General features: G+C 44.2%; 18 protein-coding genes. 11 read left to right on the forward strand and 7 right to left on the reverse strand.

The window, feature by feature from the left end:
- The first annotated feature begins 122 nt into the window (after positions 1 to 122).
- The 9 genes from ACWYVB_RS06715 to ACWYVB_RS06755 all read left to right on the forward strand — a co-directional run bounded on the left by ACWYVB_RS06715 (position 123) and on the right by ACWYVB_RS06755 (position 10241).
- Positions 123 to 419 carry an alternative ribosome-rescue factor A gene (locus tag ACWYVB_RS06715; protein ID WP_193447320.1) on the forward strand — a complete coding sequence of 99 codons (297 nt, stop codon included), beginning with the start codon at positions 123 to 125 and terminating at the stop codon, positions 417 to 419.
- 187 nt (positions 420 to 606) lie between these two features.
- The gene (locus ACWYVB_RS06720) at positions 607 to 2049 is read left to right on the forward strand and encodes a transporter substrate-binding domain-containing diguanylate cyclase (RefSeq protein WP_193447319.1); all 1443 of its coding nucleotides are present in this window, start codon (positions 607 to 609) and stop codon (positions 2047 to 2049) included.
- Positions 2050 to 2166: 117 nt separating this feature from the next.
- Positions 2167 to 2913, forward strand: coding sequence for an outer membrane lipoprotein-sorting protein (locus ACWYVB_RS06725; RefSeq protein WP_193447318.1), 747 nt, complete (start codon positions 2167 to 2169; stop codon positions 2911 to 2913).
- A 34-nt stretch (positions 2914 to 2947) separates the two neighbouring features.
- Positions 2948 to 4177: an ABC transporter permease gene (locus ACWYVB_RS06730; RefSeq protein WP_005391149.1), complete on the forward strand. Its 1230-nt coding sequence runs from the start codon at positions 2948 to 2950 to the stop codon at positions 4175 to 4177.
- Positions 4167 to 5402, forward strand: coding sequence for an ABC transporter permease (locus ACWYVB_RS06735; RefSeq protein ID WP_457528437.1), 1236 nt, complete (start codon positions 4167 to 4169; stop codon positions 5400 to 5402). Before ACWYVB_RS06730 ends, ACWYVB_RS06735 begins: the two co-directional genes overlap by 11 nt.
- Complete coding sequence (locus ACWYVB_RS06740) at positions 5402 to 6118, forward strand: ABC transporter ATP-binding protein (protein ID WP_005391145.1); 717 nt, start codon at positions 5402 to 5404, stop codon at positions 6116 to 6118. The genes ACWYVB_RS06735 and ACWYVB_RS06740 overlap by 1 nt, the downstream gene beginning before the upstream one ends.
- Entirely contained in the window at positions 6108 to 7316 is a 1209-nt protein-coding gene (locus ACWYVB_RS06745) for a hypothetical protein (protein ID WP_457528439.1), read from the forward strand. Before ACWYVB_RS06740 ends, ACWYVB_RS06745 begins: the two co-directional genes overlap by 11 nt.
- 144 nt (positions 7317 to 7460) lie before the next feature.
- On the forward strand, positions 7461 to 9461 hold the full coding sequence (locus tag ACWYVB_RS06750; RefSeq protein ID WP_301657016.1) for a HAMP domain-containing methyl-accepting chemotaxis protein: 2001 nt from the start codon (positions 7461 to 7463) through the stop codon (positions 9459 to 9461).
- Positions 9462 to 9761: 300 nt separating this feature from the next.
- Complete coding sequence (locus tag ACWYVB_RS06755; protein ID WP_457528441.1) at positions 9762 to 10241, forward strand: Dps family protein; 480 nt, start codon at positions 9762 to 9764, stop codon at positions 10239 to 10241.
- Positions 10242 to 10339: 98 nt separating this feature from the next.
- Here ACWYVB_RS06755 and ACWYVB_RS06760 read toward each other — a convergent pair whose 3' ends face one another.
- The 5 genes from ACWYVB_RS06760 to ACWYVB_RS06780 form a co-directional block, all read right to left on the reverse strand.
- Positions 10340 to 10960 (reverse strand): HAD family hydrolase, encoded by a 621-nt coding sequence (locus ACWYVB_RS06760; RefSeq protein ID WP_046873693.1) that lies wholly within the window; start codon positions 10958 to 10960, stop codon positions 10340 to 10342.
- Positions 10961 to 11102: 142 nt separating this feature from the next.
- Positions 11103 to 12179, reverse strand: coding sequence for a PQQ-dependent sugar dehydrogenase (locus tag ACWYVB_RS06765; protein WP_457528444.1), 1077 nt, complete (start codon positions 12177 to 12179; stop codon positions 11103 to 11105).
- Positions 12180 to 12317: 138 nt separating this feature from the next.
- On the reverse strand, positions 12318 to 13466 hold the full coding sequence (gene yiaY, locus ACWYVB_RS06770) for an L-threonine dehydrogenase (RefSeq protein ID WP_005391135.1): 1149 nt from the start codon (positions 13464 to 13466) through the stop codon (positions 12318 to 12320).
- Between the two features lie 333 nt (positions 13467 to 13799).
- On the reverse strand, positions 13800 to 14450 hold the full coding sequence (elbB, locus tag ACWYVB_RS06775; protein ID WP_046873691.1) for an isoprenoid biosynthesis glyoxalase ElbB: 651 nt from the start codon (positions 14448 to 14450) through the stop codon (positions 13800 to 13802).
- Positions 14451 to 14462: 12 nt separating this feature from the next.
- Positions 14463 to 14612, reverse strand: coding sequence for a hypothetical protein (locus ACWYVB_RS06780; protein WP_006742043.1), 150 nt, complete (start codon positions 14610 to 14612; stop codon positions 14463 to 14465).
- Positions 14613 to 14732: 120 nt separating this feature from the next.
- Between ACWYVB_RS06780 and yddG the strand changes: the two genes are divergently transcribed.
- A complete protein-coding gene (yddG, locus tag ACWYVB_RS06785; RefSeq protein WP_457528446.1) occupies positions 14733 to 15635 on the forward strand; it encodes an aromatic amino acid DMT transporter YddG in 903 nt (300 codons plus the stop codon).
- Positions 15636 to 15725: 90 nt separating this feature from the next.
- Here the strand turns inward: yddG and ACWYVB_RS06790 are convergent, their stop codons facing one another.
- Positions 15726 to 16622 carry a cation diffusion facilitator family transporter gene (locus ACWYVB_RS06790; protein ID WP_457528448.1) on the reverse strand — a complete coding sequence of 299 codons (897 nt, stop codon included), beginning with the start codon at positions 16620 to 16622 and terminating at the stop codon, positions 15726 to 15728.
- A 176-nt stretch (positions 16623 to 16798) separates the two neighbouring features.
- Complete coding sequence (locus ACWYVB_RS06795) at positions 16799 to 17677, reverse strand: LysR family transcriptional regulator (RefSeq protein ID WP_006742040.1); 879 nt, start codon at positions 17675 to 17677, stop codon at positions 16799 to 16801.
- Between the two features lie 171 nt (positions 17678 to 17848).
- Here ACWYVB_RS06795 and ACWYVB_RS06800 point away from each other — a divergent pair, with 171 nt between their 5' ends.
- Positions 17849 to 18424 carry a class I SAM-dependent DNA methyltransferase gene (locus tag ACWYVB_RS06800; protein WP_006742039.1) on the forward strand — a complete coding sequence of 192 codons (576 nt, stop codon included), beginning with the start codon at positions 17849 to 17851 and terminating at the stop codon, positions 18422 to 18424.
- Positions 18425 to 18444 lie beyond the last annotated feature (20 nt).

The raw sequence follows: 18444 nt of genomic DNA on the forward strand, positions 1-18444 counted from the left end.
GATTAAATTTCAAATAAATGACGGTGATGTGAAGTTTTTTAGCATAAAATTCAACTAAATCTATAAATTTGACTTATTTATATAATTATTGTCCAATCTGGTTCGACCATTAAGGAGGATTTATGGCAAAACCTAAAACCAGTCCTCAGCCGAATGAGTTACAACACGAGACCGATTTCGGCAGAGGTGAAATCAAGGACAATGCGTTAAAAGCGGTTGTCACCAGTCAATTGTTCAGAACACGAGTCGTAAAAGCGAAAAAAGGTAAAGGCAGCTTCAGTCGGAAAATGAAGCATAGAGGCAAAGAGCCCTATTCAAAGTTCTCCCCGATGTGGATTTTGAATAGGGCTTTTTTAATGATGCTGGTTTTTATCAAACTATTCAAATTCAATGGTTTAGTGTTAGTTAAATCACTCTGATCTCACCTTATACTGGCTAGCTTTCTTCTTAAAACTAGACGCTGAAAAGTACCAAATAAGTACTAAAACCTACTAAGTTAGATTCATATCAATAGGAGCCACTTCCTGTCCGACACCGCTCTGCTATATCTTTAGATCAGACAAAACAGCCGAGATTATGGTTTAAAAAGACTGGTGAGAAGTAGGTATGTCATCGACGAGTTATGGTACTTATGGTTGCAAGTGTACAAAAGCGTGTGCTTCTTTGTTACTACTATGGCTGTCTATTTGCCCGATGACGTATGCGCACAAGTCAGAGTCTCATTCTTTAATTGTTGCTAACTCCAAAGCTTGGAAGCCATTCTCTTACCTTAGCCCAGACGGTGAACCCAAAGGCATTTTGATCGACTTCTGGAAAGCGTATGCGGCGGACAACCAAATTGATGTTCAGTTTCTGCTTCTTGATTGGGAGGCTTCTTTACAGGCCGTAAAAGAGGGGCGTGCTGACTTTCACGCGGGATTAGTTTACTCATCGGAAAGAGCCGATTACCTGGATTTTGGCGCAGTTATCATGTCCATTCAAACCAAATTATATGTCAATCAAGACGTGCTTTCGATTGATGTCAAAAGTGTTTTAGCTGGTGAAATGACGTTGCCAATTGGTGTCGTTAAAGGAAGTTACGAGTCTGAGTTTATTAAGACGAATTATCCTAATGCGCCTATTGCAGAGTACATTAATAACGACACGATGATACAGGCCGCTGTCGATAAGAAGGTGCTGTATTTCGTCGCGGACCTTCAAGTAGCTAACTTTTATATGGCAACTATGCCGGGAGCAGGCATGTTTGTTCCTGTAATAAATTTATATAGTAAAGACCTTCGGATTGCAGCAGGGTCGCATAGTTCTGCTTCCATTTTGGATGTCTCTCGAGCGTTTGAAAAAGTTATCGATACAGATCGAGAAAGGATCCTCAATCGCTGGAGTGTGGTGAAAACGGTCTATCCTCTTTATCTCCTACCTATTGCGATTTTCATTATGGCGGTCGCGACGCTGTATCATATCTTCGCACTCAAACGCATGGTTGCGCTGCGCACAAGACAATTGACGATTGCCAACCAGCAATTGCTGGAGATGACGTTAACGGATTCCCTAACAAAACTCTACAACCGTAGACACTTGATTGAACAATTGGCACTCTTGAATCACTTGCAGCGAAGCTTGACGGTAATGGTATTTGATATTGATGATTTTAAATCAATTAATGACCAATACGGTCATCTTGTCGGAGATAGAGCGATAGTGGCCGTGGCTGAAACAGCAAAATCAATGACTGATGAACGTATGACATTGGCGAGAATTGGCGGAGAAGAGTTCGCACTCGTGACGGCATCGCTCTCTGAGCGAGAAGCGCGCAACTTTGCTCAAATGCTCTGCAAAGCCGTGTACGAACAACCTATTATCCTTGGCGGGCAAGCGATTCATTTGAGCATTAGCTTAGGCTGCGCATACTACCCTGAATTTACTCACATCGTGAATTTACAAGACGCTGATCAACTGATGTATCAAGGTAAGTCTGAAGGTAAAAATCGCGCTGTGTTTCAAGTCATAACAGACAGCCAGGTTCAACCTGAGCTTCGTCAAGTCCCTTAGCGTTTTTGAGTCACCAATCGCTATTTCTAAATCCTCACTTGCTATACTCAATTGAATTTAAAATTATTATACCCGTTTCGATTCAAATTCTAGGTCGTGTCGGTACAAAGGGAAGGTATGTATAAAACGTTTTGTGTTCTCGCTTGTGTACTTCTCTCTTCTTTTTCTTACGCTGAGAGCGCTTTCGATATAGTCCAAAAGTCTGATCAAGCGATGCGCGGAAAATCCAGTTATAGCGAAGCCACCATGAAAATTGTTCGCCCTGACTGGTCACGTTCAATGACTATGAAGAGTTGGACGAAAGGTACGGAATTATCTTTGGTCTTGGTGACTGCTCCGGCGAAAGATAAAGGTAGCGCCTCGTTAAAACGTCATAGAGAAATGTGGAATTGGGTGCCGAGTATCGAGCGAGTGATTAAAATTGCGCCATCCATGCTCAGTCAGTCTTGGATGGGATCAGACTTCACGAATGATGATTTAATTAACCAATCTTCTATTGTTGTCGATTATCAACATCAACTGCTCCCAAGTGAAACCTTTGATGGTGACAAAGTTTGGGTAATTGATGCACTTGCCAAGCCTGACGCCCCAGTGGTTTGGAGCAAAGTCAGACTGTGGATCTCTCAAACGAGCTTGTTACAGCGCAAAGTCGAGTTTTACGATGAATTTGATGAACTGGTAAATGTTTTGACGACTTACGATGTGCAAACGTTGGGTGGGCGAGACGTTGCGACTCGCATGGAGATGCAGCCGATAGATAAACCAGGAAATAAAACGGTTTTAATTACGCACGAAGCGCAATTTGATTTTGATATCGATGATGACTTTTTCTCCCAGCAGCAAATGAAGGCTCTGCGAGATTAGGGTGGATTTTGGTTTAGATAAGAGGTGAGATCGGATGCTCATCAAGCTCGCATGGCGAAATCTATGGCGGCAAAAACGGCGGACATTGTTAACCGCTTCTGCGTTAGCTCTTGTTCTGTTTCTCTCCTTACTGACTCGAGCGTTCCAAGAAGGAAGTTACTCCTCAAATATTAAAAACGCTGCGAAGTTCTATACGGGATTAATTCAGCTACAACATCCCGATTTTGGGGACTCCTCTAGCATTGATGATGTCCTTCCTCAAACGCCTGCGTTCATTGCATCTGCCAAAAATAATCCTGATATCGACATCGTTCTGCCGAGAATTGAGTCATTTGCGCTTGCCGCCAAAGACGAACGATCCAAAGGCGTGATGGTGCTCGGCGTTGAGCCTGACGCTGAAGATAGCTACTCCAGCATTAGTGACAAAATCGTACAAGGGCGCTTTATTGCATCTGGACAAAACTCGGTGCTTGTTGGTGAGGGCTTGGCAAACTACCTTCATTTGAACGTTGGTGATGAACTGGTGTTGTATGGTTCGGGTTATCGTGGTCAAACGGCGGCTGGACTGTATCAGGTGTCCGGTATTTTGCACTTTCCTTTGCAGCAGTTAGATTCTCAGTTGGTCTACATGCCTCTTGATACCGCACAAGCGTTGTATTCGCTTGATAACCAAGTCACCGCATGGGTCCTTAACACTCAAAGTTTACGCGTGTTGCCTGACATTGTTAAACAACTAAAGCGCCACTACGGGAATGGCGTCGCAGTAAAAAGCTGGCAGGAGCTGTCGCCAGAACTTTCTCAACAGATAGCCTTGGACAAAGCGGGTGGGATCTTTTTGATCTATATCTTGTACGGCATTGTTGGTTTTGGCCTGTTTGCCACGATTTTGATGATGACGTTAGAGCGCCAGCGTGAATTTGCGGTGATGCTCGCGACGGGTATGTTGCGCAGCAAGCTGATGGGGCTCGTCGCCATTGAATCGATGTTTATCTCCGTTATTGGTCTTGTGCTCGGTGTCTTGATCAGCGCGCCTGTGCTTGCGTATTTCTATATCAATCCGATTGAGATTACAGGCGATGCTGCACAAGTGATGCTGGAGAGTGGCTTTGAACCAATCGTACCTGTTTCGCTAGACCCGTATTTGTTAATGGATCAAATTCTTGTCGTTCTCGTTATTTTATCGTTATGTCTGATGTATCCGATGGCTCGACTTCTTCGCTTGCCCATTGCTAGTGGGCTAAAAGGAGGCGCGCATGTTGATTAAATTGGCTTGGCGTAATTTATGGCGGAACAAGCTCAGAACTTCCATTATGCTGGGAGCGATGGTGTTCGGCTTAATGGGCGTTGTTGCCATGATTGGATTCATGAACGGTTTGGTCGACAGCATGATCAAAAACGCGATTGCGTGGCAAACCAGTCATCTACAAGTGCATCAGAAATCCTACCTTAATAATCCTGACCTTAGTGACACAATAACGAATTATCAAACGATAACGGCCGCTTTGGCTGCACATCAAGATGTTAAAGCGGTATCGGCGCGATTTCTTGCTGATGGCATGATTGCTTCTGCGCGTAGTACGAGAGGCGTTCGGATCAATGGCATCAATATTGAACAAGAGCAAAGTATCACACCGCTTAAAAGCCATGTGATAGACGGAGAATGGTTAAACGAAGTGGGAAGAAACCCCATTCTTGTTTCGCAAAAAACCGCAAATCGGTTGAAGCTGCGTGTTGGATCGAAAGTGGTTTTAACATTATCTGACATCAAGGGTGATGTATCTGGCGCAGCTTTTCGCGTTCGAGGTATTTTTAAAACGCCATCCACCACGTTTGATGACGGTAATGTCTACGTCCGTAAAGTCGATCTCGAAACAATCGCAGGCTTGTCGGGTGCGCATGAAATTGGCGTTTTGTTGAACTCCAACGAGACTAAACAGCTAGAAAGTGCAGAGGCATTTACGTTATCAATATTGCCACAAGTCAACCGTGAACAATTGGTCGTGAGAAAATGGCAAGAAATACAGCCTTTACTCGCAACAATGATGAGCTCAATGGATATCTCTAACCAAATTATGTTGGTCGTTTTCGTACTTGCCATGACTCTCGGAATCATCAACATCATGCTGATGTCAGTTTTTGAAAGAACGAGAGAGTTTGGGGTGTTAATGGCGGTTGGCATGCAGCAGCATAAAATTCGCACACTGATTATTTTGGAAACGCTATTCCTTGGTTTGAGTGGTTGCGCGTTAGGGTTATTAGGAAGCGCAGTCATGCTGAAAATACTGAGTATTACTGGCTTATCGCTTGGCGCACTTGCTGATGGATTAGGTGCTTATGGCGTCGATACCTTGCTTTATCCAAGAGTATCGTTTTACGAGTATCAATTGATTATTGTGGCTATTTTTGTCGCGAGCTTATTTGCGGCTTTGTATCCAGCAAGGCAAATTCTCAAACATCGACCTGCGGATGCCATGGCGGAGAAAACGTAATGACGATTAAATTGGAAGGCTTATCCAAGACGTACAACCCAAAGAGTGACTTTCCGGTACATGCGGTTCAGAGCGTAGATTTGGAGATCAAGCAAGGTGAGTTTGTCGCTATTATGGGACCTTCTGGTTCAGGGAAAACGACCCTACTAAACATGTTGGGCGGGATCGATTCTCCTACATCAGGACGCGTGGAAATTGATGGATGCTTAATCTCTGATATGTCAGAAAAAGAGTTGATCGCTTATCGACGCGATAACATTGGCTTTATCTTCCAAGATTATAGTCTGCTCCCCGTACTGACAGCTCTTGAAAACGTCGAGTTTGTTATGCAATTGCAAGGGAAAACAGAAAGGGAATGTCGTGAACGCGCCAGCGCGCTACTGCAACAGGTTGGATTATCACAGCAGATGCATAAACGTCCGAGTAAAATGTCTGGAGGCCAACAACAGAGAGTTGCGGTTGCAAGAGCATTGGCACCAAAACCAAGGTTTGTAATGGCAGATGAGCCTACCGCCAACTTAGATGCAAAAAGTACAGCCGAGCTGCTTGATATCATGGAACAACTCAGTGAAAAAGAAGGCACGACATTTATCTTTTCTACCCATGATCCTAGAGTTATTAAGCGCGCACATCGAATCATAGTATTTGAGGACGGGCGTTTGGCACGAGATTTTGCCAACATTGATAACACCATAGAGAAGAGCCATGCGTGGTAGAGTAGAAGGCGTAAGCTTACTGTCCAAGTTATTGCGGCTTTTTTTTGCGTTAAGTCCTGCGGTAATTTGCATTAAAACTAATGCCAGCATACCGGGTTTGGAGCCTGAAAAAGCATGGGATATCAATGGCTATGTGAAATACATGGCGACCTATAGTATACCTGACGAGCAGGGTAATACCCTTGACCATCTACTCCATAACCGTATTAACGTTGAATATCGTTTTTCTCCTGAATGGCGAATAAATCTTGGTATCAGGAATAGAGCATTGTGGGGCGATGCGCTTGAGAACCCTCGATATGCAGAACTCGTGGCGCTTGATAATGGGTATTTTGATCTAAGCAAAAACTGGCGAGAAGATAATGTAATCCTCAATACCCAACTGGATCGACTCTACGTCTCTTGGAGTGACCAAGATTGGAGTGCAAGGTTAGGGCGGTTCCGGGTCAATTGGTCAATGAACACCATTTGGAACCCAAACGACATCTACAACGCCTATTCTATTTACGACTTTGATTACGAAGAGCGGGCGGGCACCGACGCTGTCATGTTGAGTAAAAAACTTGGGTTTGCCGATGGGTTAGATCTCGTTTTCTCTCCGTCAAAGCAGTCTAAAGAAAACAGCACGTCACTACGATATTTCTCCAACGTTTCTGGTTGGGACTATCAAATCATTGCGGGTCGATCTCGGCAAGACTATGTTCTTGGAGCAGGGTTCGCGACTGATATCTATCAAGCCGGGTTTCGAGGCGAGTTAAGCTGGTTTGATCCTATTGATACAAAGCATCAAGGTCAGCCTACTGAGGATACGACAGTCGCTAGTTTGGAATCAGACTACAGTTTTGGTGGTGTGCGTAACTGGATGGTGAGAGGTGCTTGGTTGTTTATTTCTGAACCAAAGCCAGCGAGCAGCGCATTATCTTACCTCAACCTCCCTCTCTCTGCGAAAACCTTGAGCTTCACGGATCATACTGTTTATGCCGATGCTAGCTTCGACTTAACGGCGCTCAACCGCGTCACCTTATCGGCTAGTTACTATGATGATGGCTCTTACTTTGCTGGATTATCCAGCAGCTATTCACTCAGTGATAATTGGCAACTGCTAACTGTAGTTCAACATTTTAACGGTACGGACGGCAGCTTATTTGGAGAAACACCTGCAACTTTGGTGTTTGCTAATATCCGGTATAGTTACTAGAGACGCCTTTCATTTAGCTGCTATCCCTAAATAATGCAATCAATCACAAATAATGCCTTGTTCTGAAGTTGTTTTTGATACAAGCATTTAACATTTTTATAAACATCGTTATATTTAAGGCTCATCGTTGTCAGGAGTTTATGGATGAACCTTACGATATCAGGGAAGTTGCAGCTCAGTTTTGTGCTGCTAGCCGTACTTTTTATGGCATCAGCGGTATTCACGTATCGCAACGTCACTACTGTAGAGCAATACGCCTCTTCGTTACTTAAATCCGATTTACCGACCGTCGACACCAGTCGCGGTATCCAACAGTCCGTTCAAGCGTCGCTGTCCTCTATTCGAGCCTACATGTTGCTAGGTGGCGATGAAGAGGCGAGCGCACGTCTAAGTGAGGATGTGCGTAATATCATGGCATCTACAGACGAGTCGCTTCCGACGTTGCAGGCTTTGATCTCTGAACAGGATTTTCAAGCGATCCAAAGCCAGTGGGACGCAGTAAAAGTTTCTCTGAACAAGTTGATTGAACTTAGCCACAGTGACGAAAACTTACCCGCGCATAACCTCTTTATTAACGAAGCGGCACCCATTGCAGAAGTAGCACTTGATCAGCTTCAAAGCTTAATCAATGAAGAGTCAGGAAACCCATTTGGTGGAGACAGAAAGCGTCTGTTTAAAGTTTATGCCGACAGCTATACCTCACTCGCCAATGCACTGTCTGCTTTGCGAGATTTCCTGTTGTACGGGCAGCAAGATCATCTGGACAAATACCACGACTTGATTAAGTACCACAATCAGTCCGTGGCGGAAATCGACAGTAAACTCGACAGACTGACTGATAACGACCAATCATTGTGGTCACTGTTTAAAGAAATGCAGCAACTGTACTTTCCTTTAGCAGAGCAGGTAATTGCATTGCGTCAATCGCCAGAGTGGAACGAATCAAACTTGCTGATGGCGAACGAACTGTTGCCAGCAGCAGATGCCCTAGACCAAAGCTTAGAGACGATCGTATTGGCGCAGCAAAGTCGTGCTGATCAAAGCGGACAGGGCATTAATCAGTCCATCAAGAACGTACTCACCACCATGCTGATTGCGGCAGCGTTGGTTTTGTTTGCCGCAGTAGCGATTTCAAAATACATGGGCAACACCATTGGTCGCCGAGTGAAAAACTTATCGGAGCGAGCAAAGACGATCGCTTCAGGGGACGTTTCTCAGCCTTCGCTCACTGTTGTTGGGAAAGATGAATTGGCAGACCTTACCGATTCGATTAACCGCATGAACCAATCGTTAGCGAGCATCGTGGCCGGGGTGAGTGAGAAAGCGCATCAAGTGGATACCAGCATGGGAGCTTTGTTGGAATCGGCGCAAGTCACTTCATCGAATGTTGAACAGCAACAGACCAGCATTGTTGAAATGGGAAGCCAATTGGATGAAATCGCTTTAGCCGCGCGTAACACTCTAGATCAAGCCAATCAATCGGTGCAGAAGCTTTCTGATTCAAAAGGCGAGATTGAACAAGGTCGTGATGCTTTAGAGCAAAATAAAGTCACCATGGAAAGCTTGCACGGCAGCATTGAAACCGCGAGCACGCAAGTAACGCAGTTAAGCAAAGAGAGCGAAGCCATTGGTCGAGTGACGGAAGTGATTGAAGGCTTGGCAGAGCAAACTAACTTACTGGCATTGAATGCCGCGATAGAAGCGGCGCGTGCGGGCGACCAAGGACGAGGCTTTGCAGTCGTGGCAGACGAAGTGCGTATGTTAGCGACGCGAACTACTCAGTCGACGACAGAAATCAACGGTATCATCAATGCGATTCAACGCTCGACCCATTCGGTGGTTGAGGAGATTGAACACAGTCAATCACTTGCGGAGCAGGGCGCTGAGCACATTGAAAAAGCGGTAACTCGTTTGCTTGTCACGACCGAGCAAATTGGTTCTTTGAATGAACAAATGGCAGAGCTTGCGGCAGCGGCAGAGCAGCAATCTCATGCGACCAATTCGATCACTGGATTGATGTCCGGTATTACTCAATCAGTGGATGAGGTTTCGAATAACAGCCAACGTGCATCAGAGACATCATTGCAAGTAAAAGAGCAAGTTACTGAGCTGAATCAACAGATGGCAACTTTTAAAACGGCGTAGATAAGGTTTACGTCTGTTCATCTACTTTTGAACGTTAACCAAATAGTAAAAAAGCCCCAATCCTTTTTACACAAAAAGGGTTGGGGCTTTTTGTTGGATGATACGCCGATATTCGTCTGCTTGCTCATTGGATTTGGCTATTTAAATCATAGCTAAAACCAAATTTTCTTCACCGAGGTGGAGTCGTAATATGACTCCATCGGCAGCAAATACTGCAAAAGAATTTTTAAACTTTATACCAATCCCGGTAAGAGAATCGTTCGTTACTACGATTGGTATCATCCTTCTAGGAGCAAGATTATGAACAAACAAGTAAGCCTAATTGGTCTAGACAGCGAACAATCAGCACAACTAGCTCAACAGCTAAATCAACTACTAGCGCATTACCAAGTGTTGTACATGAACTCACGCGGTTACCACTGGAACATCAAAGGTCAGCAATTCTTCGAACTGCACGTAAAATTTGAAGAGATCTACACGGATCTACAAACCAAAATCGATGAGCTTGCAGAGCGTATTCTTACCTTGGGTCATACACCAGCGCACGCATTCAGCAACTACTTGGAAGCAAGTGAAATTAAAGAACATCAAAACGCGACTTCTGGTAAGGAGTGTGTACAAGGTCTGGTTCAAGGCTTTAGCGTTCTACTTCTAAAACAGCGTGAGATTCTACAAAACGCGGGTGGAGCAGGCGACGAAGGTACCGCGGCATTGATGGGTGACTACATCCGTGAGCAAGAAAAATTAATGTGGATGCTTAACGCTTACCTACAAGGCTAAGCGACGCATCACCGAGCACTCACTTGGGGGCGCATAAATAAATCGGGAATAAGTCAAAGGAGCACGCGAGTGCTCCTTTTGTTTATGAAAGTGCCCAGTTAGTCGTGAATGTGCTTAAAAGACTGAAAATGTTCGAGTAAATCGGTCAGTTCTGTTACAGCAAGAGAGGCGGAGTCGTGGAATTGTGCAGTCGTATTGTGGTGAACAAGGCAGGATGGCATTTGGGCGTTGTATGCGGCTTGTAGGTCATAAAGGAAATCGCCCACATAAAGTACTTCATCTGGCATTAATCGCCACTCTTTGGCTAGGACTTGGAGCGATAAAGGATCAGGTTTTGCTGGGTAGCATTCACGAGTGAGGACATGTTCAACATCAATTCGGTTATGTTCCAACTTACGCTGCGTAGCGATCAAACAGTTGCGCGTTACTATCGCGGTTTTAACTTTATGCTGATGTAAGTATGCCAAAAGCTCGTGGCAACCCAGCATCGGAGATGATTGCTCAGCATCAGAAATTTCATGATCAAAGATAACATTATGGGCATGCTCTCTCTGATGTGGATGGTCAAGCTTATCAACAAAATCCAATAAATCTTCGTTTTGTGGACAGCCTAGTTGCTGACGAAGATCTTTGAAGTTCATATCGGAGCTGACGAGCGTATTGTCTAAGTCGAAAATAACGGCTTTGACTCTTTCAAGTTTTAATGGAAAAGGAACCATGATGACCTCGTACGACTTAAACCAAGCTATCTTTCTAAAAACAAAAGGTTATTGTTAATTTTATATTCAAACGTGTTACTTGTACGAAAATAAATCACTGATACGTCACAAATTAAATAGTCTCAATAATGTTGGTGTTTGATTACTTCTCTTCAAGACGGAAAATTTTGCCTGTATCTGTTGAAAAATAGACATAGCCATCCGGACTGATGGTGATATCTCTGACTCGCTCGCCAAGATTCTCCATCAATCTTTTTGATTCGGTGAGCTTGCCATTCTCAATAGAAACCACGTTGATGTGCGCCAGCTTCAAGGCACCGGCGAGGATTTTTCCATCCAACTCTGGGTACTTATCACCACGATACACCACCATATTGCTTGGCGCGATAGACGGAATATAAACCAACTTTGGGTCTTCCATATTCGGTAAGCTTTTCGCTTCTCCAACGTCTAACGGTCCCCAATACTCTTTACCCTGAGAGACTTTTGCCCAGCCGTAGTTTGCACCTTTCTTAATCAGGTTGATTTCATCACCACCACGAGGGCCATGCTCAATCGACCAAAGTAGTTTTGTTGCTTCGTCGTAAAACATGCCTTGTGGGTTACGGTGCCCGTAACTCCATATTTCAGGGCGAGCCTCAGAAGTCTTGAATGGATTATCTTGTGGCACCGAGCCATCAAGGTTGAGGCGAAGAATAGTGCCTGCATGGGTTTGAGTGTCTTGCCCATCATCACGTTCGCCACGGTCCCCAATTGAGAAGTAAACCTTGTCATCGATAAACGCAATACGGCTGCCGTAATGACGGCTGGTGTCCGTGATGGCGTCGGCGACAAAGACGTCTTTCCAACCCACAAGTTGATTGTTTTTTAATTGTGCGGTCGCTAAGGCTACAGTATTTCCTTTATCGGTACGTTTGCTGTAAGTAAAGAAAAGCTGTGGATTTTGTGGAGCGGTATTCGGCACTAGAGCTACATCTAATAAACCAGCTTGCCCACTGGTGTTCACATTCGGTACTTTGAAGAGGGTTTGCTGTTTTCCCGACGCAATATTAAGTAATGAAACGGTACCGTTTTTTTCATTCACGATCATTTGTTGCTTATCGAGAAATTCAATTCCCCATGGAATTTGAAACCCATTGGCAACCTCATTGGCACGATATTCCGCAGCATCAATAGAAAAAGCTAGGCAAGCGAGTAGGGTCGCAGTGATCGTTCTCATGGTTCCTTCCAATATGAATCCAAGATACTTAAAAACTAACACTAAAAGAGGACGTTTGGCAGGGTATGCGAACATAAAAAATCCCCAATACGAGATCGGGGATTGAATTAAGACTAGAGAACTGTTTACTTAGCGAGCCTACATCGCTTCTTCGAAGATCTTAGAGATCTCTTCGTGCGTTGCTTGTTTCGGGTTAGTGAAACCACAAGCGTCTTTTAGCGCGTTGTCCGCTAGGGTTGGGATGTCTTCTAGCTTCGCACCAAGTTCTTTAATGCCTGATGGGATGCCGACATCTTTAGCGAGCTCAACGATAGCATCAATGGCCGCCGCAGCACCTTGCTCTGCTGACATACCTTCAACATCAACACCCATTGCTTTAGCAACATCACGTAAACGCTCTGGACATACTTGCGCATTGTAACGTTGTACGTGAGGTAGAAGAATTGCGTTACATACACCGTGTGGCAGGTCGTAGAAGCCGCCTAGTTGGTGCGCCATTGCGTGAACGTAACCAAGAGATGCGTTGTTGAATGCCATACCTGCCATGAACTGTGCGTATGCCATTTGCTCGCGAGCTTCAAGGTTTTCACCGTTTTTCACTGCTGTGCGAAGGTGAGCTTGAATCAGTTCAATTGCTTTGATTGCTACCGCGTCAGTGATTGGTGTCGCAGCGATAGATACGTAAGCTTCAATCGCGTGTGTTAGCGCATCCATACCTGTTGCGGCAGTAAGAGACGCAGGTTTAGCAAGCATCAATTCAGGATCATTCACTGACATCAATGGTGTTGTGTGTTTGTCCACAATCGCCATCTTAATGTGGCGCTCTTCATCTGTGATGATGCAGAAACGCGTCATTTCAGAAGCAGTACCAGCCGTTGTGTTGATTGATACGAGAGGCAGCATTGGTTTTGCGGATTGGTCAACGCCTTCGTAATCGCCGATCTTGCCGCCGTTTGACGCCACTAAAGCGATACCTTTTGCACAATCGTGCGGTGAGCCGCCTCCGAGTGAGATAACGAAGTCACATTCGTTTTCTTTTAGTAAAGCTAAGCCATCATTAACGTTGGTGATAGTAGGGTTTGGTTGAGTGCCATCGTACACAACGGTTGCTACGTCGCGTTCAGTGAGAAGGTCTTGAACTTGTTTGACTACACCGATTTGGTTAAGGATCTTATCCGTAACGATCAAACCTTTTTTAAAGCCTTGAGATTGGATGCTGTCTGCTGCGTCTTTTAAACAACCAGCGCCCATTAGGTTTACCGTAGGGATAAAAAATGCACTTGTCATATTGGATAGCTCCGTCGTTATTTTTAATAATCTTTCTTAATTTGCCATTTACTGTCGCACACTCGTTTCCAGATTGAAGTTGATCTGAAGCAAGTTTACCTATTTAGGGGTATTTGCAAGAGAAAAACTGTGACAGTGATCTTGTTGCACAGCGTATAGGTGCAACACAGATATAAAGTAGAACAAATATGAAACCAGTGACGCAATCGATTGGCAAAAATTGATATCTAATACGGATATATCTCTAAATTAGACTAAAGTATAAAAAATCCCCATTAATAACTTAACTATCAATGGGGATGGGAGGTAGGTTTATAAGTTATCTATCAATAATTAGGCAATATCAATCAGCTTTGATACTAACTTTTCGATACCTGATGCTGCTTGAGAGATATTCTCTGCCAACATATAAGCTGGGGTTGATAGAACGAGGTGTGTTTCATCAAAAACGATATCCTCGACAGAGCAAGTGATGTGCTCACCGCCCATTTGATTAAATGCTATCGAGATCGCTTCATCGTTGCCTACGGTGCCTTTCACGCCTTGATCATAAATCATCGGAATAATGACAGGTGAAATACACAGATAACCTGCTGGCTTTTTCGCATGAGCGAATGCGCGACATGCTTGAGCTACGTGTGTATTAATCGAGCACTCAGCTCCTGATACAGCGAAGTCAGTGAGGTTTTTAGCGGCACCAAAACCGCCAGGTAAGAGTAGGGCATCAAACTCATCTGGGTTTAATCTTGCAACATCATCAATATTGCCACGTGCAAGGCGTGCAGATTCCACCAAAACATTTCGTGTTTCGTCCATCTCTTCGCCAGTTAGATGATTAATCACGTGTAATTGATCGATGTTAGGAGCAAAGCAATGCCATGATGCACCTTCTTTTTCAATGGCATGGAGTGCTAATACGGCTTCATGTAGTTCTGTGCCATCGTAAACACCTGAACCACTGAAGATAACTGCGACTTTTTTCATTTGAGAATTCCTTTAGTCTGAGGTTTCCGTTTGTTGCTCTGTTTCTTTTAGATGCTGAGTGCTCGAATCAGTTTCGGCGATTTCGCTATCGTCGTCTTCTTCATCATAGTAGCGCACAACAAAAGGTGTAAGCATAACACTCGAGGGCAGAAAATGTTTCATATCGACTCCAACTGCGTAATGGAGTGATTTTTATACTGATTTTTATAAAACAGTACGTTGAACCTGATCATTTTTGAGTTAAGCTGATGTTTCCTTTGGCATTCGTGAGTGGTAGGTCACATGAAATCAGTGCAATTTCGTTTCACACTTTATGGTTGTATTGCCATCCTCTCTTGGAGTTGCTTACTTGGCATTGCCAGGTTGGTTACCGAGAGCCTAGGTCCCGTGGGCGGGGCGGCCATGTTGTACTCTCTCAGTTCTATTTTCCTTCTTATCGTAGTTGGCATTCCGAAGTTATCGTACTTTTCTCCAAAGTATCTCATGCTTGGTGGCGCGATGTTCGTTTGCTATGAAATATTTCTCGCTTTATCTCTGGGATATTCCAACTCGCGTGCGCAGGCTATTGAAGTGTCGATTGTCAATTACCTTTGGCCAGCACTCACCGTTTTGTTTGCGGTTTTAGGCAGTAACAAAAAAACAAACTTGCTGCTTTATCCAGCGGTTGCGCTGGCGTTTATTGGAGTCGCGTGGACGGTGAGTGGTGAGAATGGCTTATCCGTTACTCAGATTATGTCCAATGTCAGTAGTAACCCTTTGGTTTACTTTATGGCTTTCGCAGGAGCAGTTATATGGGCCTTTTATTGTAATTTAACCCAAAGGCAGCAATCTAAACATAATGCGATTACGTTGTTTTTCATTGCTACTGCTGTTTCGCTATGGGTGAAATATGCGTTTGCTGATGAGCCAGAGATGACTTTTTCATGGGAAGCAATGGGCTACCTTTTTGCTTCTGCGGCGTTGATGGCTGGTGGTTATGGTTTGTGGAACATCGCGATTGTTGGCGGAAACATGGTCTTTCTCGCGACACTTTCTTACTTTACGCCCATTTTCTCTGCGCTATTTTCTTCCATTATTCTTGGTGTGACGTTGAGTCCGAGTTTTTGGCAGGGGGTTGTGATGGTTACGGTGGGCTCTTTGCTTTGTTGGGTTGTCACCAAGGAGAAGCGTGAAGCAGCAGGTTAAAACAAAATTATCTGGTTTTATCTTTGCGCTGTATGCTCAAATGACAGAAAGAAAAAAGCTCCCTCGGTCGGGAGCTTTTTCTTTCGTGTTCTAACAGTTTGCGACGTTTAAATGGAGTTGCAGTTTAAATCTGTGCTTCGACAGACGTTTTGTTAACTGAGTACGAGTTTGTTCCAACTTATCCAATGCAATGGTGTCTTCATCGACGTGCAAATCGATGTTAATGCGAAGCTCTTGGCCCACTTTAGTGATACCTGCTAACTTTAGCTGGTGGTCAGATGTTTTTTCTATCTCTAGTACATCATTGCCAACGACCTGACATAGCTCTTTGCTTGGTGTCATCATTAGTAGCTCACGTAGTGCACCAACCAACATATCAAAAGGAACTTTCAGAAAGTAGAAGCCCATTAGCACCATCATCATAGGATCGGCATAAACCGCATATTCAGCGAATGGCGTTAGTGATACAGCCCAAGCAGCAACAAATCCTACCGTCACCGCTACACTTAATAGCGTATCCATCTGCCACTGTTTTTTCTCTGCTTCAATCAAGCCTGATGAGAAGCGACGGCTGCGTTTAGCCATAAACCACCAAGCGTAACCACAACCGATGACGTTTACGATGCCGAATAGAGTGGCAATAGAAGCATCGACTTCACGGCCTCCGGACATCAATGCTGAAATTGCAGAGTAAAGAGAAAAGCTTACAACCACTAAAATAACAGCCGCTTTTATCGCAATAACGATTGGCTCTAAGACCGCTTTTCCAAATGGGAATACAGATTTTGAGGGCTTGTTAATATAGTAGGAAGCGGCCAGTGACAATAAAGTTAACAGTAAGCTGACCAAAGAGTAAACACCGTCAAAAACGATGACAATTGATCCTACAAGCAAGCCAAGTACCATACCACCAGCAGCGAACCCAGATGCTAAAAGGGCTGAAATGGTTAGAATACGGTTTTCGTTTTTGCTTGTCCTGTCACACATAAAAGATGCCTTTAAATTTTAATACCTTACTATTCTTCTCGCATAAGGTAATTTAGGCAACCACTAAGTGAGCAGGTTCTAATCTAAAAAGTTGCGTTTTTGTTTATACTCTTATAAAACAATGAGTTGCTGTATGATCTTGGTGCCAATAAAATTGGCGCTCACTGATAAAATGTTTAGAAGTCAAATAAATACTCGCTCAATTTATCCGCTAACCATGTCATTGCTGGGTGCTCAGTTTGACCGTTAGGTGAAAACATACAGTAGTCTTCTTGTGTCAATCCGTATGTATGCTTGATAACGGCGAGCTTTTGCTGGCGAAGGTAATGGCGGATTAATGGTTCTGGCAGTACACCCCAAGCGTCTTCTTCTAAGATGGTGTTGAGCATGTAGTCAAAACTCGAAAAGCCAATGTATCGAGTCGAGAAAGGCTGCAGTTCAGGGTTGTCTTTCTCATTTAGGTAAACCATCAACGCTTGCATCTGGCTGCGCAGATCTTCGTCTGAGACTCGGCGCATCTTACTTAGGCGGTGTTCTGCACTGCATACAGACATCATACGTATCTTGCCTAGCGGGTTATATACGATACGAGGATCGTCGACGCGCTCATAATCAACGCCGAAAGCAAAATCCACTTGGTGGGTACTGACTAAGTTGGCCAAGTCGCCACTGGATGCCAGGATTAAGTTGAAGGTTGTGGAAGGGAAGCGGTTATTCAATGTATGCGAAAGCTCTTGCCAGAGATCATCAGGTAAGGAGTCGTCACGTGCAACCCAAACTTCCGCGTTAAAACCTTCTGAGATTTGAGCACAGGTTTTTCTTATCCGCTGTGCGATGATAAGTAGGTGTTCGCAATCTTTGTAAATGGCTTTCCCAGCTTCAGAGAGAGTGAGCTGGTTGCCAGTTCGGGTAAACAACTCAACGTTGAGATCTTTCTCTAAAGCCTTAATCGACATACTGAGTTTGGTGCGATTACAATCGAGTTGCCTTGCTGCTTCAGAAACAGAACCACACTCAGCGATGGTGCAGAAGGCTTCTACTTGAGTTAAGTTCATGATTTGACACAACCAATAAATGAATTCAAATAATTTGGGTATTATGCAGATATGCTCCCAAAGCCGTGAAAGATTATCGAAAAAAACGCGAATCCGCCAGATAAGTCTATGGTCTTTTAACGGTTTTGCGGTAATCTATGTGGGTTACAAAAAGTGAACATGGAGGCCACGATGGCACAAGATTGGGACGGCTTAGCAAAAAACTGGGAATCAAATCCAGCAACAGAGCAATTTGCGCAGTCGGTGTTTGAGCAGTTACAACAGCTAACTCAGCTTGATGGCATTAAAGTACTAGATTTTGGATGCGGAACCGGGCAGTTAAGTCAACGATTGTCACCGATGGTTAAAGACATCGTAGCATTAGACGCATCGGAAGCCATGATTGAAGAACTCGATAAAAAAGAGCTTGCCAATGTAGAACCTGTCGTAGATGCATTGTCTCGCGGCTTGGTCGCTCAGCATCCAGCGTTTCGTGGACAGTTTGACCTAGTAGTTGCATCGTCAGTTTTAGCGTTTGTGGAAGACTTAGATGCGTCATTAAAAATCTCGCATTCTTTACTTAACCACGGCGGTTACTTTGTTCATTTTGATTGGATTGCAGAATCTGAACAAGACGGTTTTACCCTTGCGAAGTCTAAACGTGCTTTGAAAGATGCAGGTTTTACTGAGGTTGAATCGCAACACGTTTTTGACATTACATCTGACGGTAAAACGATGTCGGTATTAATGGGGCTTGGTCGCCGTTAAGACTGAATAAAGAACACTAC

The organism is Vibrio sp. JZG10 (assembly GCF_054064075.1).